At 60.3% G+C, this 22,406-nt stretch carries 18 protein-coding genes and 1 pseudogene; 6 read left to right on the top strand and 13 right to left on the bottom strand.

Going from position 1 to position 22,406, the window contains the following annotated elements; all coding sequences use genetic code 11:
* Nucleotides 1-237: 237 nt before the first annotated feature.
* From B3I26_RS17955 to dksA, 12 genes are all read right to left on the bottom strand, one after another.
* On the bottom strand, nucleotides 238-1,416 hold the full coding sequence (locus B3I26_RS17955; protein WP_296259559.1) for an acetyl-CoA C-acetyltransferase: 1,179 nt from the start codon (nucleotides 1,414-1,416) through the stop codon (nucleotides 238-240).
* A gap of 77 nt (nucleotides 1,417-1,493) precedes the next feature.
* Nucleotides 1,494-2,363, bottom strand: a complete 870-nt coding sequence (locus B3I26_RS17950; protein WP_296259558.1) for an oxygenase MpaB family protein — start codon at nucleotides 2,361-2,363, stop codon at nucleotides 1,494-1,496.
* A gap of 180 nt (nucleotides 2,364-2,543) precedes the next feature.
* A complete protein-coding gene (gene pgi, locus B3I26_RS17945) occupies nucleotides 2,544-4,208 on the bottom strand; it encodes a glucose-6-phosphate isomerase (RefSeq protein ID WP_296259557.1) in 1,665 nt (554 codons plus the stop codon).
* Between the two features lie 341 nt (nucleotides 4,209-4,549).
* The gene (gene panC, locus B3I26_RS17940; RefSeq protein ID WP_296259556.1) at nucleotides 4,550-5,404 is read right to left on the bottom strand and encodes a pantoate--beta-alanine ligase; all 855 of its coding nucleotides are present in this window, start codon (nucleotides 5,402-5,404) and stop codon (nucleotides 4,550-4,552) included.
* On the bottom strand, nucleotides 5,401-6,201 hold the full coding sequence (gene panB, locus B3I26_RS17935; protein WP_296259555.1) for a 3-methyl-2-oxobutanoate hydroxymethyltransferase: 801 nt from the start codon (nucleotides 6,199-6,201) through the stop codon (nucleotides 5,401-5,403). Before panB ends, panC begins: the two co-directional genes overlap by 4 nt.
* A gap of 356 nt (nucleotides 6,202-6,557) precedes the next feature.
* Nucleotides 6,558-7,040 carry a 2-amino-4-hydroxy-6-hydroxymethyldihydropteridine diphosphokinase gene (gene folK, locus B3I26_RS17930; protein ID WP_296259553.1) on the bottom strand — a complete coding sequence of 161 codons (483 nt, stop codon included), beginning with the start codon at nucleotides 7,038-7,040 and terminating at the stop codon, nucleotides 6,558-6,560.
* A gap of 17 nt (nucleotides 7,041-7,057) precedes the next feature.
* A complete protein-coding gene (locus tag B3I26_RS17925) occupies nucleotides 7,058-8,455 on the bottom strand; it encodes a polynucleotide adenylyltransferase PcnB (protein WP_296259551.1) in 1,398 nt (465 codons plus the stop codon).
* Between the two features lie 828 nt (nucleotides 8,456-9,283).
* Nucleotides 9,284-10,723, bottom strand: coding sequence for a sigma-54-dependent transcriptional regulator (locus B3I26_RS17920; RefSeq protein WP_296259549.1), 1,440 nt, complete (start codon nucleotides 10,721-10,723; stop codon nucleotides 9,284-9,286).
* Between the two features lie 22 nt (nucleotides 10,724-10,745).
* Complete coding sequence (locus tag B3I26_RS17915) at nucleotides 10,746-13,700, bottom strand: sensor histidine kinase (protein ID WP_296259547.1); 2,955 nt, start codon at nucleotides 13,698-13,700, stop codon at nucleotides 10,746-10,748.
* Nucleotides 13,684-13,860, bottom strand: coding sequence for a hypothetical protein (locus tag B3I26_RS17910; RefSeq protein ID WP_002552060.1), 177 nt, complete (start codon nucleotides 13,858-13,860; stop codon nucleotides 13,684-13,686). The genes B3I26_RS17915 and B3I26_RS17910 overlap by 17 nt, the downstream gene beginning before the upstream one ends.
* Before the next feature lie 124 nt (nucleotides 13,861-13,984).
* The gene (gluQRS, locus tag B3I26_RS17905; protein ID WP_296259545.1) at nucleotides 13,985-14,872 is read right to left on the bottom strand and encodes a tRNA glutamyl-Q(34) synthetase GluQRS; all 888 of its coding nucleotides are present in this window, start codon (nucleotides 14,870-14,872) and stop codon (nucleotides 13,985-13,987) included.
* 221 nt (nucleotides 14,873-15,093) lie between these two features.
* Entirely contained in the window at nucleotides 15,094-15,537 is a 444-nt protein-coding gene (dksA, locus tag B3I26_RS17900) for an RNA polymerase-binding protein DksA (protein WP_133751994.1), read from the bottom strand.
* A gap of 346 nt (nucleotides 15,538-15,883) precedes the next feature.
* Here dksA and B3I26_RS17895 point away from each other — a divergent pair, with 346 nt between their 5' ends.
* Both B3I26_RS17895 and sfsA read left to right on the top strand, forming a co-directional pair.
* Entirely contained in the window at nucleotides 15,884-17,056 is a 1,173-nt protein-coding gene (locus tag B3I26_RS17895; RefSeq protein WP_296259544.1) for a pyridoxal phosphate-dependent aminotransferase, read from the top strand.
* Nucleotides 17,056-17,811: a DNA/RNA nuclease SfsA gene (gene sfsA, locus B3I26_RS17890; protein ID WP_296259541.1), complete on the top strand. Its 756-nt coding sequence runs from the start codon at nucleotides 17,056-17,058 to the stop codon at nucleotides 17,809-17,811. The genes B3I26_RS17895 and sfsA overlap by 1 nt, the downstream gene beginning before the upstream one ends.
* On the opposite strand, the gene B3I26_RS17885 is transcribed toward sfsA, so the two are convergent.
* The gene (locus B3I26_RS17885) at nucleotides 17,789-18,118 is read right to left on the bottom strand and encodes a Rieske (2Fe-2S) protein (RefSeq protein WP_296259562.1); all 330 of its coding nucleotides are present in this window, start codon (nucleotides 18,116-18,118) and stop codon (nucleotides 17,789-17,791) included. The two genes, sfsA and B3I26_RS17885, sit on opposite strands and share 23 nt — an antisense overlap.
* A 167-nt stretch (nucleotides 18,119-18,285) precedes the next feature.
* On the opposite strand from B3I26_RS17885, the gene B3I26_RS17880 reads away from it, so the two are divergent.
* From B3I26_RS17880 to deoC, 4 genes and pseudogenes are all read left to right on the top strand, one after another.
* Nucleotides 18,286-19,185 carry a heme/hemin ABC transporter substrate-binding protein gene (locus tag B3I26_RS17880; RefSeq protein WP_296259538.1) on the top strand — a complete coding sequence of 300 codons (900 nt, stop codon included), beginning with the start codon at nucleotides 18,286-18,288 and terminating at the stop codon, nucleotides 19,183-19,185.
* Between the two features lie 50 nt (nucleotides 19,186-19,235).
* Nucleotides 19,236-20,222, top strand: a complete 987-nt coding sequence (locus B3I26_RS17875; RefSeq protein ID WP_296259560.1) for a FecCD family ABC transporter permease — start codon at nucleotides 19,236-19,238, stop codon at nucleotides 20,220-20,222.
* A gap of 44 nt (nucleotides 20,223-20,266) precedes the next feature.
* Nucleotides 20,267-20,986: pseudogene (locus tag B3I26_RS17870) on the top strand (heme ABC transporter ATP-binding protein); the annotation flags it as partial.
* A 151-nt stretch (nucleotides 20,987-21,137) separates the two neighbouring features.
* Nucleotides 21,138-21,899 carry a deoxyribose-phosphate aldolase gene (gene deoC, locus B3I26_RS17865; RefSeq protein ID WP_296259535.1) on the top strand — a complete coding sequence of 254 codons (762 nt, stop codon included), beginning with the start codon at nucleotides 21,138-21,140 and terminating at the stop codon, nucleotides 21,897-21,899.
* Nucleotides 21,900-22,406 lie beyond the last annotated feature (507 nt).

The following is a 22,406-nucleotide window of genomic DNA, read 5'->3' as shown; positions in this document are numbered from 1 at the left end:
CGCGGAGCGTGGGAACGATCGAGCAAGCGCTGGATCGCCTGTTGAGGTGCGTGCTCGGGCAGGAGCGGTATCTATGATCGTGCCCACGCTCTGCGTGGGCATGTATCTTGTGAGGTGCTGTGGGGACGCTGAGCGTCCTAGGCGGCATTCCCAGGCGGAGCGTGGGAATGATCGAGCGAGCGCTGTGTTGTCTGTCGAGGCGCGCTCTTGGGCAGAAGCGGTTTGTGCGCGTCTGGGCTAGCGGGCTAACGCCAGCGCTACGCCTTGGCCGCCACCAATGCACAGGGTCGCCAAGCCTTTTTTGGCGTCGCGCTTGATCATTTCATGCAGCAGGGTCACCAGCACGCGGCAGCCTGAGGCGCCAATCGGGTGGCCGATGGCGATTGCACCGCCGTTGACGTTGACCTTGGCCATGTCCCAACCCAGCTCCTTGGCCACCGACAACGACTGCGCGGCGAAGGCTTCGTTGGCTTCGATCAGGTCCAGTTCCTCCAGTGACCAGCCAGCCTTTTCCAGGCAGCGACGCGTGGCACTGACCGGGCCGATGCCCATGATCGCAGGATCAACACCCGCGTTGCTGTAGGCGGCAATGCGTGCAAGCACCGGCAGACCCAATGCTTGCGCCTTCTTCGCGCTCATCAGAATCACGGCAGCGGCACCGTCGTTCAGCGACGAGGCATTGCCTGCCGTCACGGTGCCATCTTTCTTGAATGCAGGCTTTAGCTTGGCCAGCGACTCGGCCGTGGTCCCGGCGCGCGGCTGCTCATCGGTGGCGAAGGCGAGCGGGTCGCCTTTGCGCTGAGGAATCAGGATCGGGGTGATTTCTTCGACAAAGCGCCCGGCTTCGATGGCCGCGATGGCTTTCTGTTGAGAAGAGGCGGCAAAGGCATCCTGCGCCTCACGGCTGATCTGGTATTTTTCCGACAGGTTCTCGGCAGTAATGCCCATGTGGTAATCGTTGAAGGCATCCCATAGGCCGTCGCTGATCATGGTGTCGACCATCGTGGCGTGGCCCATGCGCAGACCGGTGCGTGCGCCCGGCAACACGTAATTGGCCAGGCTCATGTTCTCCTGGCCGCCGGCAATGATCACCTCGGCATCGCCGCAGCGAATCGCCTGGGTGCCCAGGTGCAGCGCCTTGAGGCCCGAGCCGCAGACCTTGTTCAGCGTCATCGCCGGCACGGCAAACGGCAGGCCGGCCTTGATTGACGCCTGACGTGCAGGGTTCTGGCCGGCACCGGCAGTGAGCACCTGACCCATGATCACTTCGTCCACTTGCGCAGGATCCAGACCGGTCTGCGCCAGCAGTTGGCGAATGACTGCAGCGCCGAGGTCCACCGCAGAAACATTCGCCAGCGCCCCCTGGAAACTGCCGACCGCGGTGCGGGTTGCGGCAACGATTACGACGTCTTGCATGGTACGAATCCTCATTGTTATTGGTTGATCTGCGGGTGTCTTTTATCTTCGCCGAAGGCTGCGGGCAGCTGCGGCGGTCAAGCTATCCCCATTCTGCGTCTGGCGCGATGCACCGATGCATTGCGCACCGCCCAGCGCAGAATCGGCGCCGTGAGGTTCACCCCGGCGCGGATCATTTTGCGCTTGAAGTCGGTGATCCGAATATCGAACATCGCGCTGGCCCATGCCGGCATCAGCTCGACTCCGGCGTGCATCATCAGGCTGCCCATCGGTCTGGCCAGGCGACTCGGTGCCGGGGCATTGTGCAGGATGCGGTGAACTTCGCGCGTACGGTCATCGCACAGCAGTTGCCCACGCATGCGCTGCAGGTAGTCGGCGATCTGGGCCGTTGAACAGGGGATGTTGCGAGCCCCAAGACGCGCAGCCACCACAGCGGTTTCAGCGTAATAGCGGTCCTGCTCTTCACGCGACAGGCCAGGGTTGAGGTAGCGCAGATGCGCAGCCATGAAACTGCTCACTTCAGCGACATGCACCCACGTCAGCAGCTCGGGGTCATTGGCGGCATAAGGGCTGCCATCGGGCGCAATGCCGCTGACCTTCGCGTGAATGTGCAGCACCTTGTCGATCAGCCAGTTGGCGTCGTGGGTCGAGCCGAACGTGGTGCCGGAAATGAATTGTCCTGTGCGTCGCAGTCGACCGAGCATGTCTTGGCGAAAATTCGAATGATCCCACACCCCGGCCAGCACCCGCGGATGCAGCATCTGCAGCATCAATGCGCAGATCCCGCCGATGAGCATGCTCGGGAAGTCGCCATGCACCTGCCAGCACACCGCCTGTGGCCCGAACAGTCCGGGATCGCCCTTGGGGTTCTCCATGTCCAGTTGGCCGAGGGCCAGACCGGTCATGCTCATGACCTGGGTTTCGATACGTGTGCGGATGAATTCCATGGGGTTCGGATAGGCCAGTTGTGGTTATGCACACCACTTGTATCAAAAAACGGCGCGTTGGCGGTGCGATTTGAAGAGCGCCACCACTGCTGAACCGCGCTGCTGCAGGCCTGGAAACACGAAAACCCGTCCGCTCTTGCGAGCAGGCGGGTTTTCAAGGGCTGCAGTGTGCGGGTCGGATCAGCCGCGGTGACGACCGCGGAAGTAGTTGATCAAACCTTGGGTCGATGCATCTTCGGCCGGGGTTTCTTCAGTGCCGACCAAGCGGCTATAGACCGCCTTGCCCAGCTCCTTGCCCAGTTCGACGCCCCACTGGTCGAAGGCGTTGGTGCCCCAGACCACGCTTTGCACGAAGACCTTGTGCTCGTACATCGCAACCAGAGCCCCCAAACGGCGAGGGCTGATGCGCTCGACGACGATGGTGTTACTTGGGCGGTTACCCGGGATCACCTTGTGCGGCGCGACGCGCTGCACTTCTGCTTCCGGTATGCCTTTGGCACGCAGTTCGGCCTCGGCTTCGGCGCGAGTCTTGCCCTGCATCAATGCCTGGCTTTGCGACAGGCAGTTGGCGTACAGCCACTGATGGTGGTCGGAAACCGGATTGAAGCTGACGATCGGTACGATGAAGTCGGCTGGAATCAGCAGCGTGCCTTGATGCAGCAACTGGTGATAAGCGTGCTGACCGTTGGCCCCCACGCCGCCCCAGATCACGGGGCCGGTATCGACGTTCACGGGCACACCGTCCTGGCGCACGCTCTTGCCGTTGGATTCCATGTCCAGTTGCTGCAGATGCTTGGTGATATTGCGCAGGTAGTGGTCGTACGGCAGGATCGCGTGGCTTTGTGCGCCCCAGAAATTGCCGTACCAGACACCTAGCAGGCCCAGCAGGACCGGCATGTTCTTATCGAAATCGGCGTTCTGGAAATGCTGGTCCATGGTGTACGCACCGGACAGCAGCTCCTTGAAGTTGGACATGCCGATGGCCAGCGCAATCGGTAGACCGATCGCCGACCATAGCGAGTAACGGCCGCCGACCCAGTCCCACATCGGGAAAATGTTCTCTTCGCGAATACCGAAGGCCACGGCTGCGGCATTGTTGCTCGATACCGCAATGAAGTGGCGATGCAGCTCGGCCTGAGAGCCACCTTGTGCCAGGTACCAGGCGCGTGCGGCGGTGGCGTTTTTCAGGGTTTCGAGGGTGGTAAAGGTCTTCGACGAGACGATGAACAGGGTGGTCTCGGCGCGCAGTTTGCTGGTCAGCTCGTGCAGCTCGGTGCCGTCGATGTTCGCCAGATAATGGCAGCGCACGCCTTTCTGCGCGTACGACAGCAGCGCTTCGGACACCAGTTCAGGGCCGAGGAACGAGCCACCGATACCAATGTTGACGATGTCGGTGATCGGCTTTTCGGTGTAACCGCGCCACAGGCCATCGTGGATACGGCCCACCAGATCGGTCATCTGATTCAGCACTTTGTGCACTTCAGGCATCACGTTGACGCCATTGACCTGCAGCTTGTCGCCCACCGGGCGGCGCAGCGCTGTGTGCAGCGCCGGGCGGCCTTCGGAAGCGTTGACCAGTTCGCCGTCGTATTGTGCCTTGATCGCGTCCTTCAGACCCACTTCATTGGCCAGATTGACCAGCAACTCGCGCGTTTCAGCGGTGATCAGGTTTTTCGAATAGTCGAGGAACAGACCGGCGCTGCTGAGGGTGAATTCGCTGAAACGCTGCGGGTCTTCGTTGAATGCTTCGCGCATGCTGAAATGCTGCATCGCTTTGCGGTGTGCTTCGAGCGCCTGCCAGGCGGGCAGGGTAGTGACGTCATGAGGAGTGCGGTAGTACGCCATCGCTGCGGGTTTCCTTGTACTTGAACTGCCTTTTGGACACTGAAAAGCCAGGATTACACTGAATTGGGCCATACGTCAGAGACTAATCCCCGGCAACGCGTATGTCTGCGCCTTGCTTTCCCTTTGCTCGGTACTTTTTCTCACAAGGTAGTGTCGCGTTGCTCAGGCGACCTGTACCGGTATGGCATTGCAGGTGGAGCTAAAGTTCACTGACCCGGGCCAGATAAGGGGCGCGGGGCGTAATGTTTCATCTACTGCTTTATGAACTACCGGCATCGACTCATGAGCATAGCTGCCAATTGCAGCATGCCCTCCGTGTTTGCCGGACATCATGCGCAAACTCACGGCTCCTTGGTCAGGTGCAGGTTATCGATCAGGCGAGTCTTGCCCAGAAACGCCGCGCCGAGCACCACCAGGTCCTCATCGCCAGCCGTGGCCGGGCGCAGCGTTATGGCCTGACGGATTTCCAGATAGTCGGGGCGAAAACCTGCGGCCTCCAGCTGCTGCCTGCCATCGGCCAGCAGTTGTTCATGGTTGTGCGCGCCATGACTCAACGCCTCGCCGATCTGCCGGATGACGCGGTACAACGCTGGCGCGGTGGTGCGTTCTGCATCGGTCAGATAGCCGTTGCGTGAAGACAGCGCCAGCCCGTCGGCCGCCCGTGCTGTGGGCTCCCCGATAATCTGGATCGGCATGTTCAGGTCTCGTACCAGCGCGCTGACCACTGCCAGTTGCTGAAAATCCTTCTGGCCGAAGACGGCGATGTCGGGCTGAACCATGTTGAACAGCTTGCTCACCACAGTGGACACGCCATCGAAATGGCCCGGCCGGCTGCCGCCACACAACCCTTCGGACACCACCGGTACGCGGACGATGGTCTGGTCGGCCATGCCATGGGGGTACATTTCTTCGACCGTGGGCGTGAACAGCAGATGGCAGCCGGCTTGCAGCAGTCTCTCCTGATCGGCCGCCAGGGTGCGCGGGTAGGTAGCCAGGTCTTCATTAGGGCCGAACTGCAACGGGTTTACGAAAATGCTCGCCACGACGAAGTCGGCGCGTTGCGCGGCCTTGGTGACCAGCGCGATGTGCCCGCTGTGCAAGTTGCCCATGGTCGGCACCAGTGCGATGCGTTGGCCTTCGCCGCGGGCACGGGCCACGGCGGCACGCAGTTCGTGTACGGTTTTTACTGTGTTCATGCCGAGAATCCGTGTTCCGGGGCGGGGAAGCTGACATCTTTGACAGCGCTGACGTAAGCGGCGATAGCGGACTGGATGTCAGGCTGGCCGGTCATGAAGTTCCTCACGAACTTCGGCACGCGGCCGCTGATCGACAGGCCGAGCATGTCATGCAGCACCAGGACCTGACCGTCGGTGGCACTGCCAGCACCAATGCCGATGACCGGAATCTTCACCGCGTGGGTGATTTCCTGCGCCAGTTCACTGGGCACGCATTCCAGCAAGATCATGGCCGCTCCGGCCTGCTCCAGGGTAATGGCGTCAGCGCGCATCTGTCGCGCCTGGGATTCCTGGCGGCCTTGCACTTTATAGCCACCCAGCACGTTCACCGCCTGCGGCGTCAGGCCCATGTGCGCGCACACCGGAACGCCGCGCTCTGCCAGCAACCGAATGGAGTCGCCCAACCATGCCGCGCCTTCGACCTTGATCATGTGCGCGCCCGCCTGCATCAGCATCGCGCTGTTGGCGAAGGTTTGCTCGGCGGTGGCGTAGGCCATGAACGGCAGGTCGGCGAGAATCAGAGCCCCGTTGTTACCGCGCTTGACGCTGGCAACATGGTAGGCCATCTCGGCAGTGGTCACAGGGAGCGTGCTGTCGTGGCCCTGAAGGACCATGCCCAGCGAGTCGCCGACCAGCAGCACCTCCACACCCGCCTGGCTGGCGGTGTGGGCGAAGGTTGCGTCATAGCAGGTCAGCATGGTGATTTTTTCACCTTTTTGCTTGAGACCCAACAGGGACGTTACGGTGATATCCGGCATGAAAAAGTCCTCATTCAGGCGCTGTGAATACTACGGCGAACAACGCGCGATTCATTCTGCAAATCCAGGCACATCGTCGTTTCGCGATGTTTAAAAAGACCTGTCTGGCGCCTATAAGCCGGTCGTCCGGCTTCGGGACGCTTATCTTCGTGAGGAGGGGGCGGGAAGTCAATTCCGGGTGTTACCGGTATGAGCGGGGGGTTACCGAGGGGCGCGGAGTATTCCAGAGCCGGCCCCCGCACGTTACGACGTTAGAGTGCGCATCGGACGAATGCGGCGGGGTGGTCTATGGCGGCTTTGCAGCGTCTACGATCCCTGTCGGTCTGTTGTGACAGAGGCATCTAGGGCGAACCTGATTATGTGCTTGGCAACCGCTCCAGCCCTTCAAACGGACACTCGGCAAGCAGGTCGTCCAGCCTGCGTCCGTCAGCGAAGGTCATGCCCGGCGCCAGCTCAGCGAGTGGGTACAGCACGAATGCGCGGGCGTGCATGTGGTAGTGCGGCACCTTCAGGCGTGGTTCATCAATCAGCCGATCGCCGAACAACAGAATGTCCAGATCCAGCGTGCGCGGCCCCCAGCGTTCCAGACGTTCGCGGCCCTGACCATTCTCGATGCCTTGCAAGGCATCCAGCAGCGCGAGCGGCGCTAACGTCGTATCCAGCGCTGCTACCGCATTGGTGTATCGCGGCTGGCCTGGCAGCAAGGAATCACTGACATAAAACGAGGAAACGCCTGATACGAAGGTGTCCGGCAACTGCGCCAAAGCCTTGAGCGCTTCGCGCAATTGCTCGGCAGGGTCGGCCAGGTTGCTGCCCAGGCCGATGTAGACGCGTTCCATGTTCGGCTGCCCTACGCTCATTCCGACGCGTCTGCGCCAGCGTGTTTACGCTTGCCACCACCGCTGCGACGACGTTTGCGCGGGCCTTGGCCTGCGGTGTCGGACTTGCCGCCCAACTCGCGAATCATGTCGCGACGACCGGCGTCGTTGGCGTCCTGGTATTCGGTCCACCAGTCACCCAGGCCATCGGTCTGCTCACCGGCGATCTCGCGCAGCAGCAGGAAGTCGTAACCGGCGCGGAAGCGCGAGTTGTCCAGCAACAGGTCGGCACGTTTGCCAGAACGGCGCGGCAGACGCTCCTGCATGTCCCAGATTTCGCGGATCGGGATGGTGAAACGCTTAGGAATCGCGATGCGTTGGCACTGCTCGGCAATCAGCTCGTGAGCGGCTTCGTTCATTGCCTGAATGGGCGGCATGCCGCGTTCCTGCAGCCGCAGTACGCGAGCAGGCAGGGCGGGCCAGAGCAAGGCCGCAAACAGGAATGCCGGTGTTACCGGTTTGTTCTGGCGCACCCGCAGATCGGTATTGGCCAGGGCTTCGCTGATCAGCGTGTGGGTGTAAGTCGGGTTGTATTCCAGGGCTTTGGAGCTTGCCGGGAACAGCGGCTCGAACAGCTCCAGATCCACCAGCATCTCGAAGCTCGCTTCGGCGTAACCGGAGAGGAACAGTTTCAGCACTTCTTCGAACAGCCGCGCCGACGGGATGTCCCGCAGCATCGGGGCCAATGGACGAATCGGCATGGCGCTGTGTTTTTCGATCCCGAAATCAAGCTTGGCGGCGAAGCGAACCGCGCGCAGCATGCGCACCGGATCTTCCTTATAACGCTGCTCAGGATCACCAATCAGGCGAATCAGCCGATTGCGGATGTCGTGTACGCCATTGGCGTAATCGAGCACGCGCTCGGTAACCGGGTCGTAGTACAAGGCGTTAATGGTGAAGTCGCGACGTTGGGCGTCGTTTTCCAGCGTGCCGTAGACGTTGTCCCGCAGGATGCGACCGCTCTCGTTGCGCGAGGACTGGTTGCTGTCCTCCTCTTCATCATCTTGTGGGTGATTGGCGCGGAAGGTCGCCACCTCAATGATTTCGCGCCCGAAATGAATGTGGACCAGCTTGAAACGGCGACCGATGATGCGCGCGTTACGAAACTCAGCGCGGACTTGTTCGGGTGTCGCGCTGGTGGCGACGTCAAAGTCCTTGGGCGTGATGCCCAGCATCATGTCCCGAACGCAGCCACCGACCAGATAGGCCTGATAGCCCGCATTTTGCAAACGTTCGACGATGTTTACCGCGTAGCGGCTGAATTGATTACGCTGCAACGAGTGCTGGCTGCTGCTGAGCACTTCAGGCGTTGTACGCATGTGTTGCTGCGGTTTGCGCAGAGGAGTTCGGAATGACTGGAACAGCTTCTTCAGCATGGGAGGCACTGTTTGAAGGAATATTCGGCCACTTACTAAGAATGACCGCACGATGGACGGGGATTCTAGCATTTAGTCGAGGGATGGTGTAGGACGCTGCGTAGGACGTGCCCAAAGGCAGGATGCAGGGGGATGGAGCCGGGCTGAATTTTTAGGCCGCAAGCTACTGGGGGAGCCGAAGCTCCCCCAAAGTACGTGCTCTTATTTTTATTGTCTGTCGGGCTTTTTGTTTTTGTTGAGTGCCCAATTCACGGCTTTCGCCTGTGAAACCTCCCAATCGGGAGTCAAGAGCAAACGGATTGCTTTGGTCGCTGTGCTGCAATGATCAATCGATCCAACCAGTTCAGGCACTACCTTAGGGTAGTTTTTTGTTGTTCTCGGCCTGGTTGCGGGACAAGTCCCTAATGCAACGCCTCTCCAAAAGAATCAGTTAGCTACGCCTCCGCCGTGTTGTTTTTGTTATGCGTGAGTCGATACGTCTTGTTCTTGTTATGGTGTTTTGCGGGTGACTGATTTTTGTTGTTCTTGTACGAATAGATATAGCAGGACGCGTGCCAACTTCGGCTAAATAGGCTGTAGCCCTTTGAATTCAGGGGTGTGGCAAAACGACGCTATTTTTCTCATGCGAAAAAAAACCGGGGTTACGTTACCGTTCGCCCCGGCTTTTGTTACGTGTCCCTGAAGAGGTAACAGTTTTTTCACAATTCCTGTAAGGCCCGTGCCAGAGCCTTGCAGGGTTGATAACAGTCGTAACGGCGTGGCCTGCCAGTGATGACATCCTTGGAGCCGCCACCGCTGCCGGGACTTGCTGCGTACAGCGGCGCTATCTCAGGTTTCGCTGGCCACACCGGTCTTGCGGCGTGGAATGCCCAGGCGCTGACGGCGTTCCCACAGGCATTTGCGGCTGACGCCAAGCTTGCGCGCCAGTTCGGTCTCGGTCATGTGGTCCTGGTGTTCAAGCACGAAGTGCTGAAAATAATCTTCCAGAGACAGGTCTTCGGTCGGCTCATGGGCGGTGGAGCTGGAGCTCGCCTGTTGCGGTGCAAGCCCGATGAATTCCTCGACATCCAGCTCGCCAAGTTCAATGTCGATGCCCAGCAGGTCGGCCGAGATGTCCGGGCTCTCGCACAGAATGACGGCGCGCTCGACCGCGTTTTCCAGTTCGCGCACGTTACCCGGCCAGGAGTAGTGACGAATCGCATGCTCGGCATCAGGGGCGAACCGCAGGTCATTGCGTCCTGCCTTGGCGCTCTGGCGAGCCAGGAACGCACTGGCGATTTCGTTGACGTCAGCGCCACGTTCACGCAGGGCTGGCAGCTTCAAGGCGATCACATGCAAACGGTAATAAAGGTCTTCGCGGAACTGACCGACCTTGGCCAGGCTCTTGAGATCGCGGTGGGTCGCTGCAATCAGACGCACATCGACCTTTTGCGACTGCACCGAGCCAACGCGGCGAATCTCGCCTTCCTGTAGCACGCGCAACAGGCGCGCCTGCGCTTCGAGGGGCAGCTCGCCAATCTCATCGAGAAACAGGGTGCCGCCATCCGCGGCTTCCACCAGGCCGGCGCGACCGGCGCTTGCACCGGTGAACGCGCCTTTTTCGTGGCCGAACAGCTCGGACTCGATCAGGGTTTCAGGGATCGCCGCGCAGTTGACCGAAATCATCGGCGCCTTGGCGCGACGTGAGAGGTTGTGCAGGGCGCGGGCGACCAACTCTTTGCCGGTACCGGACTCACCCTGGATCAGCACATTGGAGTCAGTCGGCGCGACCTTGCGGATCTTGCTGTAAAGATCCTGCATGGGCGGGCAGGAGCCGATAATGCCGATCTCGCCGTTGCTATTGCTCAGTGCTGCCTTATCGGCGGGCGAGGCCTTGCCAGCGCTGGCCGCGCGTTCAGCCTGAATGCTTTGGACTGTCTGTCGATCACGCAGGATGCGCGAGACCGCCTGGAGCATCTCGTCATGGTCGAAAGGCTTTGCGATGTAATCCACGGCGCCCATCTTCATCGAGTCTACGGCCGAGCGCAGGCTGGCGTAGCTGGTCATGATGAGCACAGGTTTGCCCTGGCCGAGCTTGATCAGTTCCGTGCCTGGCGCCCCGGGCAGGCGCAGATCGCTGACGATCAGGTCGAACGACGGGATGCTGAAACGTTCCTGAGCTTCCTGCACGGATCCGGCTTCACTGACCTGGTACTGATTGCGTTCCAGCAGGCGGCGCAAGGCGGAGCGGATGATGGTTTCGTCTTCGACGATCAAAATGTGCGGCATTGATTCGGTACTCTCGACGGTCTCAGTTCACGGCGGACGTCGCTTCGACATGTCGCGGTAATGTCACCCGAATACGGGTTCCGCGCTGTTGCTCGGCATCAGCCGGGCTGTCGATGGTGATTTGTCCATAATGCTCTTCAACGATGGAATAGACCAGTGCGAGCCCAAGGCCCGTTCCTTCCCCCGGATCCTTGGTGGTGAAGAACGGTTCGAACAAGCGGTCCATGATTGCTTTGGGAATTCCGGTGCCTTCGTCTTCAACGATCAAATCGACCGTATGTTCGGACGCCTCGCTCTTGACCCGTACCGCACTGCCTGCAGGCGATGCGTCCCGAGCGTTGGAGAGCAGGTTGATCAGTACCTGTGCCAGCCGCTGCGGATCGCCATCGACCCAGTGGTTGGGGTTGCACAGGTTATAGAATTGCACCTCGAAATTGCGCCGGTTCAATGCGAGCAGACCAATGGCATCCTGTGCGACCTCGGCCAGGCAGACGGGTTCGTCGGCGTGTTGATGACCGCCGGCGTGGGCGAAACTCATCAGTGATTGCACGATGCGAGAGACACGTTTTGTCTGCTCGATGATCTGGCTGCTGATTTCGGTCAGTTCGCTGTCTTCTTCCCGTTCTTCGCGAAGGTTCTGGGCGAGGCAGGCAATGCCGGTAATCGGGTTGCCGATCTCGTGGGCTACGCCTGCCGCCAGCCGGCCGATGCTCGCCAACCGCTCGGAGTGGACCAGTTTGTCTTCGAGCATTTGCGTGTCGGTCAGATCCTCAACCAGAATCACCAGACCGCTGTTACCCGGCGCGAGGGGTTCATCGATGGCTGCCTTGTGCAGGTTCAGCCAGCGGGTCTGACCGTCCAGCCCCAGGCGTTGTTTGTGCAGGTGCTCGTCCGGCACATTGATGAAGCCAAGCAACAGCTGTCTCCATGGGTCGGCAATGGTTTCCAGACGCGAGCCCACCACACGCTGGGCGCCTATGCCGGTCAGTTCTTCCATGGCCTTGTTCCACATCAGGATTTCCTGATCCTTGGCCAGCGAACAAACGCCCATCGGCAGCTCCTGCAGGGTCTGGCGGTGGTAACGGCGCAAGGCATCCAGCTCGGCGGCCAGGCCTGTAAGGCGTGAGTGGTAATCCTCAAGGCGGCTTTCAATGAAATGAATGTCTTCGGTGACGTAGTTTTCGCTGCCGGATTTGTAGGGCAGAAAGGTTTCGACCATGTCCTGGGCGACGCTGGGTCCCATCAACCCGGAGAGGTTGGCCTCGATCCGGTCGCGCAGACGACGAAGGGCATAGGGGCGACGCTCATCGAACGGCAGGTAAAGGTCGCGCAGCGCCTGCTCGACTTCCTTTTGCGCAGCTTTGGCCCCCAGCGGTTTGGCCAGCTGCGTGGCGAACTCCTGAGGGGAAACCGCGTGCAGCTCTCGACGCTGGGGGCGACGCACGTTGTCCACGGCGCAAGCTTCGGCGGCGCTGGCTTCTTCCGGGCTGGGATTGCTGAACAGCGAAATCAGGGTGAAGACCAGTACGTTGACCGCCAGGGATGCAATGGCTGCCATGTGCCAGCTGGTGTCGTCCAGCACGTAGATCATGTTCAGCAACGGGATGTAGAAACCCTGGAAATTGCCAATCAGCGGCAACAGCATGCTGACTATCCAGACCATGATTCCGGCAATCAGCCCGGCCATGAACCCTCGACGGTTGGCGGCAGGCCAGTACAGCACCGAGAGAACGCCTGGCAGGAATTGCAGGGTCGCCACGAAGGCGACGATGCCCAGGTTGGCCAGGTTCTGCTTGGCGCCCAGCAGCAGATAAAAGCCATAGCCGGCCATAATGATGGCGACGATCAAACCGCGGCGTGTCCATTTCAGCCAGCGATAGATATTGCCCTCGGCAGGCGGTTGATAAAGCGGCAACACCAGATGGTTGAGGGCCATGCCTGACAGCGCCAGCGTGGTGACGATGATCAGCCCGCTGGCCGCCGACAGGCCGCCGACGTAAGCCAGCAGTGCCAGCGACTTGTTGTGCGCAGCGATCCCGATGCCGAGGGTGAAATACTCAGGGCTGGTGGTGGCGCCCAGTTTCAGCCCGGCCCATAGCACCAGCGGCACCGCTAGGCTCATCAGCAGCAGAAACAGCGGCAGGCCCCAGCTGGCGCTGACGAGCGAGCGCGGATTGAGGTTTTCGGTGAAGGTCATGTGATACATGTGCGGCATCACGATGGCCGAGGCAAAAAACACCAGCAACAACGTGCGCCACGGACCCTCCTGCAGCGGGGTGTGCAAGGCGGCCAATGCGCTCTGGTTCTGCAACAACCACTGTTCCAGGCTCTGCGGGCCGTCGAACACGCCGTACAGCGCATAGATGCCGATGCCGCCGATGGCAATCAGCTTGATCAACGATTCGAAGGCGATGGCAAACACCAAGCCCTCGTGTTTTTCCCGGGTGGCGATATGGCGCGAACCGAAAAAAATGGTGAACAGGGTGATCATGACGCAGAAGGCCAGGGCGACGTAGTTGCGCACCGGTTCGCGGGTGAGGATACCGATCGAGTCCGCCACGGCTTGAATTTGCAGAGCCAGCAGCGGTAGAACACCGATCAGCATGAAGATTGTTGTCAGCGCCCCGGCCCACGTGCTGCGAAAGCGGAAGGCGAACAGATCCGCCAGCGATGAAAGCTGGTAAGTGCGAGTGATTTTGAGAATGGGGTAAAGCAGCACCGGGGCCAGGAGGAATGCACCGGACACTCCCAGGTAACTGGACAGAAATCCGTAGCCGTATTCGTAGGCCAGGCCTACGGTGCCATAGAACGCCCATGCGCTGGCATAGACGCCCAGCGACAGCGTGTAGGTCAGCGGGTGGCGAATGATCCAGCGCGGGACCAGCCCACGTTCGCTGATCCAGGCAACGCCGAACAGCACTAGCAGGTAGGCGGCGCTGACCAGGATCATCTGGGTCAGGCTAAAGCTCATCGGCATCTCGTTGGCTCTGCAGAATGAATGTCACCACGATCAGGATGAGCCACAACATGTAGGGTCGATACCAGGCGCCTGTCGCGTCTATCCACCAGTCCATGATGGCTGGCGAGAACAGGTAGATACCTACCACCAGTAGCAGGACCAATCGGTAAATGTACATTTGGCCTCCTGGGTTGAATGCGACAGGACGTGAGCCCGAAGGGCGGCATGGTAACGGATGGCGATCAGGCTGCAAGCGACGTTTCTGCCACCCTTGTGCTGGGATTTGCAGCAACCGCTCTGGCTCAGTCTATTCGAACTTCCTCGATGCTGACGACTCGTGGAATCAATTCGGCGTTCCAGTGGGCGATTCCCCAGTCCAGGACCTCACGCGGGCTGGCGAACGACAGTTCGTTTGGTGTCGACTGCCCCAAGGCGCGCAATGCTCGTAGCAGAAGCGGCGTGGCCTGATCGGCTGGCAGGGGCGGGGAGCGATAGGATTTGCCTAGCTTGTGCCCGTCCGGTTGCGTGATTAATGGAACGTGCAAGTAGCGCGGCTGCGGCAAACCGAGCAACTCTTGCAGATAGAGCTGACGCGGCGTGGAGTCAAGCAGATCGGCGCCGCGCACGATGTCGGTCACACCTTGCCAGCCATCATCGAGCACCACTGCCAACTGATAGGCGTACAAGCCGTCGCGGCGGCGAATCACGAAGTCGCCGACGTCGCGCCCCAGATGCTGACGAAATTCGCCCTGCACTCTATCTTCGAAGCGATATTCCAGTTCCGGCACCCGAATGCGGATGGCGGCGTTGTCAGGCGAATGCCCGGCGTTGCGACACAAGCCTGGGTAAATACCCTGGAAACCTTCCAGCTGCTTGCGCGAGCAGGTGCAGGCATAGGCCAGGCCATGGCTGAACCAGCGATTGATGATGTCTTGATAGGCGCTGTGCCGGTCGCTTTGCTTGACCAGTTCGCCATCCCACTCAAAGCCATAGGTTTCAAGCGTGTTAAGAATGGCCGTCTGGGCGCCGGGTTCTTCACGCGGCGGGTCAAGGTCTTCCATGCGCATCAGCCACTGGCCGCCGACCGAGCGCGCATCCAGATAAGACGCCAGCGCCGCGACCAGCGAACCGAAGTGCAGGTAACCGCTGGGGGTTGGCGCAAAGCGCCCTATATAAGAAGGGAATTTCATGGGGGCTGATGGTACTGGAAATCGAATGCACGAAAAACCGGACGCTTCACGGGCTCGTGCAGGACACCGTTGCGAGCGCTGTAGCGCCACGGCTTGCCGTCGGTAGCGATTTTCAGGTCGTACCCCCGGCAACCTGGCTGCGACGAGGTTGATGCGAGAGAGGGCAGGTGCACAAACGACAAAAGACGCCTAAGCGTCTTTTGTCGTACTCGGAAACAGGATCATTTACCGACCTGTTTTTCCTTTATTTCAGCCAGATTCTTGCAGTCAACGCACATGTCAGCCGTTGGACGGGCTTCAAGGCGCTTGACGCCAATCTCGATGCCGCAGGATTCGCACCAGCCATATTCTTCGTCGGTAATCAGTTGCAGCGTCTTGTCGATCTTCTTGATCAGCTTGCGCTCACGGTCACGGGCGCGCAGTTCCAGAGCGAACTCTTCTTCCTGACTGGCACGGTCAGCAGGATCAGGGAAATTGGCCGCTTCGTCTTTCATGTGATCGACCGTGCGGTCGACTTCTTGCATCAAGTCCTGTTTCCATTTAGTCAGGATCTTGGTGAAGTGTTTGCGCATGGGCTCGCCCATGTACTCCTCGCCCTTCGTCGGAACGTAGGGTTCGAAACCGCTAATCGTTTGATTGCTTTTTTGCTTTTCTTCGGTGGGCATGAACGGACCGCCTCTCACTCTTCTAAGCCATTGCGCAGGGTAAAGATCCATCGTCGACGCCTGCCGACCCTGCGGCTGCAAGCGGGCGAACTTACCAGATCGAATCGGAGCGCGCTACTCCCGGTTGTCGAGCATGGCCCGGCAGCGCGTCCGCGGACTATGACCGCAGCAAAAGCGCGCGGTTTTATATTATTTTGCGTTGCCATCATTCTATTCCCTCTTGCGACATCCTCTGTGTTTGCGCATCACCGTCAGCTGGCTTGGAATGCCTCGATAAAACCTGTGGCACCGAAGGCGGTTGGGTAGAATCGGCCTATGTTCCGAAACAAGCGACCAAGGAAGCCCCATGCCTCAGCCCTATAGTGAGCGCAGCCGTGCCATCGAACCCTTTCACGTCATGGCGCTGTTGGCTCGCGCCAATGAATTGCAGGCGGCGGGGCATGACGTTATCCACCTGGAGATCGGCGAGCCGGACTTCACCACTGCCGAACCGATCATCAAGGCAGGCCAGGCGGCGTTGGCTGCGGGAAAAACCCGTTACACCGCAGCCCGTGGTTTACCTGAGCTGCGTCAGGCCATTTCCGGTTTCTATCAGCAGCGTTACGGCCTGGACATCGACCCGGAACGGATTCTGATTACCCCGGGTGGCTCCGGGGCGTTGCTGTTGGCCACCAGTCTGCTGGTCGATCCGGGCAAACATTGGTTGCTGGCGGATCCGGGTTACCCCTGCAACCGGCATTTTCTGCGCCTGGTAGAAGGCGCGGCGCAATTGGTGCCGGTCGGACCGCAGGTGCGGTACCAATTGACCCCGCAGCTGATTGCACAGCACTGGAATCAGGACAGCGTAGGCGCGTTGGTCGCCTCGCCGGCCAACCCCACGGGCACCTTGCTGCATCGCGACGAACTGGCTGCGTTGTCCGCATCGCTAAAGGCCCGTGAAGGTCATCTGGTAGTGGATGAGATTTACCACGGCCTGACCTACGGCACCGACGCCGCCAGCGTGCTGGAGGTGGATAACGACGCCTTTGTCCTCAATAGTTTTTCCAAGTACTTCGGCATGACCGGCTGGCGTCTCGGCTGGTTGGTGGCGCCTGAAGCGGCTGTCAGGGATCTGGAAAAGCTCGCTCAAAACCTGTACATCAGCGCGCCCAGCATGGCGCAAACTGCGGCGTTGGCCTGCTTCGAGCCGCAAACGATCGAAATTCTCGAACAACGGCGCGGCGAGTTCGGCAAGCGCCGGGACTTCCTGCTTCCGGCCCTGCGCGAACTGGGGTTCAACATTGTCGTTGAACCCGAGGGCGCTTTCTATCTTTATGCAGACGTAAGCGCATTCGGTGGCGATGCCTTCGCGTTCTGCCGGCATTTTCTGGAAACCGAGTACGTCGCGTTTACGCCTGGGCTGGATTTCGGGCGCTATCAGGCTGGTCACCACGTACGTTTCGCCTACACCCAAAATCTCCAGCGTCTGCAGGAAGCGGTTGAACGGATAAAACGCGGACTGCGGAGCTGGCAAGGCTGATGCGATTTTCCCCCGAACTTGAAGAGGGTCGCTTGCTGCAACGCTACAAGCGCTTCTTGGCCGATATCGAAACGCCCAGTGGCGAACGACTGACCATCCACTGCCCCAATACGGGCTCGATGTTCAATTGCATGATGCCCGGTGGGCGTGTTTGGTTCAGCCGCTCCAACGACCCCAAACGCAAGTTGCCCGGCACTTGGGAGATCAGCGAAACCCCGCAGGGGCGCTTTGCCTGCGTCAATACCGGGCGAGCCAATAAACTGATCGAGGAGGCGTTGCTGGCGGGGGTGATCACCGAATTGAACGGTTTTACCGCGCTCAAGCGGGAAGTGGCCTACGGCCAGGAGAACAGCCGCGTCGATTTCCGCCTGGATTACCCGAACGGTGCGCTGTTTCTCGAAGTGAAGAGCGTGACGCTGGGCTTTGATGACAGCGATGTTGCAGCTTTTCCCGATGCGGTCACCCAGCGCGGTGCCAAGCATTTGCGAGAACTGGCGGCCTTGGCCCGTGAAGGTGTACGTGCTGTGTTGCTGTATTGCGTCAATTTGACCGGCATTGAGGCGGTACGCCCTGCCGAGGAAATCGACGCAGCTTATGCGATCGCGCTGAGAGAGGCGGTGGCCGCAGGTGTGGAAGTCCTCGCTTATGGGGTGCAACTGACGCCTGACGAAGTGCGAGTTGACCGTCGGCTGGAGGTTCACCTGGCGCAGGCGCCTGACCGCGAGTGCGCGCTCAATCCTGTCCTGGCAGATTGACCCAGATTCCCTTAGCGTCCTCGCCGCAGTCGATGGCGTTCAGGGATTTCCCTTCGCAAGGGCCGGCGATGCATTCGCCGCTCTCTATCAGAAACAACGCACCGTGGGTTGCGCACTGGATCAAGCTGGCGCTGGCATCAAGAAACTGGTCGGGTTGCCAGTGCAGCGGTATTGCACGGTGGGGGCAGCGATTTTGATAGGCATACACCTGGCCAGCGCGTCTAACGACCAGCAAGTGCAAGCCACCGATCTCGAAGCCACGGCTGTTCCCTTCAGCGAGTGAGTTTTTGTCACACAAGTAATTCAGCGCGGATCTCCTCGTCGCTTGACGTGTAAATGCAAGTCATTATCAAATTGCCCGACTGTCATGAGCGGCCTAGTCTGACAGCTTTGCAAATGACGCGTCGATCCGGCCGCTCCCTGCCTTCGCGATTCGGTAGATGCGCTTCTTCTATATAAAAGGACTCTTTGCTCATGCGCTTCGTTGCCAAGCTGACCGTCATCCTGACCGGACTTTTATTGACCCATCTGGCGTTGGCTGACACCCAGCGCCCTGTCCGCTGGGTCAGTGCCGGCGGCGCGTTGACCGAATGGGTCGTGGCATTGGGTGGCGAGTCGAGCCTGGTGGGTGTCGACTCCACCAGCCAGCATCCTGAATCGTTAAAGTCTTTGCCGAGCATTGGCTATCAGCGCCAGCTATCGTCCGAAGGCATCCTGAGCCTGCGTCCGGATATTCTGGTGGGCACCGAAGAAATGGGACCGCCGCCGGTGCTTGAACAATTGCGTGCTGCGGGGGTGAGGGTCGAAGTGCTTCGCGCCGCAGCCGAAATGAGCGCGCTGCAGGGCAATCTGCAAACGCTCGGCGTCCTGCTGGGCAAGGAAGGTCAAGCCCGTGAGTTGACCGAGCAGTACGTCAAACGGCTGGGCGACCAGCAGATCTGGGTGGCACAGGCGCAACAGCGTCAAGCCGCGCCGGGTGTCTTGCTGTTGGTCAGTCACGCCGGTGCGGCGCCAATGGTGGCCGGTACGGGGACGGTCGGTGACTGGCTGATCAAGCAGGCCGGTGGTCGCAACCTGGCAATTCATGCCGGTTACAAGGTGTTCTCGGCTGAAGCGATGGCCGGGCTGGACCCCGAGGTAGTGGTGTTCACCGATCGCGCGCAAAACGGTGCCTCCTCTCGCGAAGCACTGTTCAGGGAAAATCCGTTTCTGGCGGCGACCCGAGCGGCCCATCACCAACGTTTAATCGAGGTCGATCCGACGCTGCTGGTCGGTGGTCTGGGGCCGCGTCTGCCTGATGCACTGCAAGAGCTGACCAACGCCTTCTACCCGACCGAAACCCCGTTCGGTACCAAGGCTATATCCGGCCAATGAGGACCCATCTTCCGCCCAGAGCGCTGTTCATCGTGCTGAGTATTGCGTGCCTGCTCGCCGTGTGGCTGTCGCTGGCGTTAGGGCCGGTCAGCCTGCCGCTCGTGGACACGCTGCGTGCCGGTTTGCGCCTGATGGGCCTGCCTGTGGCGGATGACAATCTGCAACAGGCCGAGCTGATCCTTGGTCAGATTCGCGTACCCCGAACCTTGCTCGGGCTGGCGGTGGGTGCAGTGCTGGCCTTGTCGGGCGTGGCCATGCAGGGCCTGTTTCGTAACCCGCTGGCAGATCCCGGGCTGGTGGGTGTGTCGAGCGGGGCGGCCTTGGGCGCGGCTGTCGCGATTGTCGCCGGCGCCTCTCTGGGCGGTATGCCCGAAGTCCTCGCTCCCTATTTATTGTCGATCTTTGCCTTTGCGGGCGGCTTGCTCGTGACTGGCATCGTCTACCGCCTGGGGCGCCGGGATGGCCAGACCAGCGTCGGCATCATGCTTCTGGCCGGCGTCGCGATGACCGCGCTGGCCGGTTCGATCATCGGTCTGTTTACCTATCTGGCCGATGACGCCTCGCTGCGCACCCTGACGTTCTGGAACCTGGGCACGCTCAATGGCGCAAGCTACGCACGGCTTTGGCCGCTGTTGCTGGTGTGCGTGCTGGTGATCCTATGGTTGCCGCGCCGGGCCAAGGCGCTGAACGCCCTGTTGCTCGGGGAATCTGAGGCCCGTCATCTGGGAATCGAGGTCGAGCGACTCAAGCGCGAATTGATTCTGTGCATCGCGCTGGGTGTGGGGGCCGCGGTCGCGGCGGCAGGGTTGATCGGCTTCGTGGGTCTTGTCGTGCCGCATCTGGTGCGCTTGATCGCCGGCCCCGATCATCGCGTGGTGTTGCCCGCATCGGCGCTGGCGGGAGCGTGCCTGTTGCTGTTCGCCGACGTGTTTGCTCGCTTGGTCCTGGCCCCGGCCGAGTTACCCATCGGTATCGTGACGGCATTTATCGGTGCGCCTTTCTTTTTGTTCCTGCTGGTGCGAGGGCGTACCAGATGATGAGAGCCGAGAACCTCAGCGTCCATCGCGAGAACACATGCGTGCTGGCCGATACCAATCTGACACTCAAGCCAGGCGAGATGCTCGGTGTGCTGGGGCCCAATGGTGCTGGTAAGAGCACGCTGCTGGGGGCGTTGTGTGGGGAGCTAAAAACGAACGAGGGCCAGGTCTGGCTGGATGACCGGCCATTGGTGCATTGGAGCGGCCAGCAGCGGGCGCGGCGATTGGCGGTATTGCCACAGAGCTCGACGCTGAACTTTGCCTTCACGGTCCGGGAAGTGGTGGCGATGGGTCGATTGCCCCATGACAGCGGCCAGCAACGTGATGCCGAGATCATTGAAGCGGCGCTTACTGCGGCTGATGCGCTGCATTTGCATGATCGCAGTTACCTGGCGCTATCAGGTGGCGAGCGGCAACGCGTGCATCTGGCCCGGGTGCTGGCGCAGTTATGGCCGGGCGAAGGCGGGCAGACGCTGTTGCTGGATGAGCCGACATCAATGCTCGATCCGCTGCATCAGCACACCACCTTGCAGGCGGTGCGGGGCTTTGCCGATCGCGGCGGGGCCGTGATGGTGATTCTGCATGACCTCAACCTCGCGGCGCGCTATTGCGATCGCCTGTTATTACTGGAATCGGGCCGTCCGTTCGCATTGGGCACCCCGCATGAAGTGCTGGTGCCGGACGCGCTCAGAGCGGTGTTCGGACTTGAAGTCTTGGTGCAGCGGCATCCAGAGCGCGGGCATCCGCTGATCATCACTCGCTAGCCGGCTCCGGAAGGCTTGGTTGAAAGCAAGGTCCTTAAGAAGTTTCCGAAAGCTCTGTAGGGCTGCTCTTTAAAGCGCGTGTGGCCGTTCACGCGCCTTGCAGGTGGATTATCGTCGCTCCCCGGGACTTCACCAGGTGTTGAGGAGCAGCATGGACAGGGAGCATGAAACTGATGAGGCATTGGCGCAGAAGGCGATAGGGCTGTTGGAGCTGACGTCATTGAACGCCGCCGATACGGCAGAGCGCATTGTTTCGTTGTGTGGGCAGGCGTTAACTCCAGTAGGAAACGTCGCTGCGGTTTGCGTGTTACCCAGGTTCGCAGGGCTGGCGCGGCGGACACTCGATACTCTGGGCGCACGGGACATCAAGGTGGTAGCCGCGGTCAACTTCCCCAATGGCGGGGCGTCGATCTCAACGGTTGAATCGCAAACCCACGCCGCCATGCTGACGGGCGCCGACGAGATCGACCTGGTCTATCCCTTCCATGCCCAGCTTAGCGGCCACCCAACGATCGGCGGTGAAATGGTCGCTGCGTGTAAGGCCAAATGCGGGCCCCGGGGGCAGCTAACGGTCACGCTGGAAACCGGCGTTTTACGTGATCCCCAGGTTATTCATCTGGTCTGCCGCACGGCCATTCGCCAGGGCGCGTCGTTCCTCAAGACGAGCACCGGCAAACAGGCTGTCAGTGCGACCTCACAGGCGGCGCGGATCCTGATCGAGGCCATTGCCGAACGGGGCGCGCAAGTAGGCTTCAAGGCGTGCGCAAATGTGCGCACGTTGAGCGAGGTGCGCCTCTACATGGAGGTGCTTCAGAACCGCTTCGGGCCATTGTGGCTTGAGCCGGACAGAGTGCGACTGGGCGCCACGGGTTTGCTGGATGATCTGCTGGCGCAGCTTGGCGTACGACCTTAAGCGGTCAGACTGCTGTTTAGAGGCCAAAAGCGGGTCAAACTGTGCTTTGGATGTCGCCATGGCATTCACGAATGAGAGCACGGGCTTTGCGCTGACTGATCAGGCGCTTGCGGCGCCCGAAGACTGGCGTCTGCTCGGGCGCCCGTGTGTAGAAGCCGTTTGCCCCGTTGGATTCGACCATCCTGTTGAGCAGCATCTCCCGCGCACAGTGGGCAACGAGCTCACGGACGAGTCGCCGCTGGCTGCTGTGGCTGCTGGGTCGGATCGGTTTCTGCCCCCTGCGCATATCGGCTAGCTCAGCGAGTGATTATCAACGCTGAAATATTTCGAAACATATTGCCTTAACTGCCTGCTTCGGCCGCGCTCGCAGTGTCTCGAATCAAAGACGCTCACTCAGGAGCCTCCGATGGAGCGCTCTATTCCGGCATTTTTGGATCCAACTAATCTGCCGCGTGTACACGTGCTGTACCGAGAGGACAGCGTGCTAACGAAGGATGGCCATAACGC

It is taken from the genome of Pseudomonas sp. UBA5706, assembly GCF_002419965.1.
Classification (GTDB): Bacteria; Pseudomonadota; Gammaproteobacteria; order Pseudomonadales; family Pseudomonadaceae; genus Aquipseudomonas.
The sequence above is the reverse complement of the archived record's forward strand: the minus strand, read 5'-3'. Positions and strand labels throughout refer to the sequence as shown.

Coding starts and splice junctions, on each gene's coding strand:
- B3I26_RS17955 (WP_296259559.1), bottom strand. CDS start 1,416: ATGCAAGACGTCGTAATCGTTGCCGCAACCCGCACCGCGGTCGGCAGT.
- B3I26_RS17915 (WP_296259547.1), bottom strand. CDS start 13,700: ATGCCGATGAGCTTTAGCCTGACCCAGATGATCCTGGTCAGCGCCGCC.
- B3I26_RS17920 (WP_296259549.1), bottom strand. CDS start 10,723: ATGCCGCACATTTTGATCGTCGAAGACGAAACCATCATCCGCTCCGCC.
- B3I26_RS17950 (WP_296259558.1), bottom strand. CDS start 2,363: ATGGAATTCATCCGCACACGTATCGAAACCCAGGTCATGAGCATGACC.
- B3I26_RS17880 (WP_296259538.1), top strand. CDS start 18,286: ATGCGCTTCGTTGCCAAGCTGACCGTCATCCTGACCGGACTTTTATTG.
- sfsA (WP_296259541.1), top strand. CDS start 17,056: ATGCGATTTTCCCCCGAACTTGAAGAGGGTCGCTTGCTGCAACGCTAC.
- panB (WP_296259555.1), bottom strand. CDS start 6,201: ATGCCGGATATCACCGTAACGTCCCTGTTGGGTCTCAAGCAAAAAGGT.
- B3I26_RS17910 (WP_002552060.1), bottom strand. CDS start 13,860: ATGTACATTTACCGATTGGTCCTGCTACTGGTGGTAGGTATCTACCTG.
- gluQRS (WP_296259545.1), bottom strand. CDS start 14,872: ATGAAATTCCCTTCTTATATAGGGCGCTTTGCGCCAACCCCCAGCGGT.
- folK (WP_296259553.1), bottom strand. CDS start 7,040: ATGGAACGCGTCTACATCGGCCTGGGCAGCAACCTGGCCGACCCTGCC.
- B3I26_RS17925 (WP_296259551.1), bottom strand. CDS start 8,455: ATGCTGAAGAAGCTGTTCCAGTCATTCCGAACTCCTCTGCGCAAACCG.
- pgi (WP_296259557.1), bottom strand. CDS start 4,208: ATGGCGTACTACCGCACTCCTCATGACGTCACTACCCTGCCCGCCTGG.
- B3I26_RS17895 (WP_296259544.1), top strand. CDS start 15,884: ATGCCTCAGCCCTATAGTGAGCGCAGCCGTGCCATCGAACCCTTTCAC.
- dksA (WP_133751994.1), bottom strand. CDS start 15,537: ATGCCCACCGAAGAAAAGCAAAAAAGCAATCAAACGATTAGCGGTTTC.
- deoC (WP_296259535.1), top strand. CDS start 21,138: ATGGACAGGGAGCATGAAACTGATGAGGCATTGGCGCAGAAGGCGATA.
- panC (WP_296259556.1), bottom strand. CDS start 5,404: ATGAACACAGTAAAAACCGTACACGAACTGCGTGCCGCCGTGGCCCGT.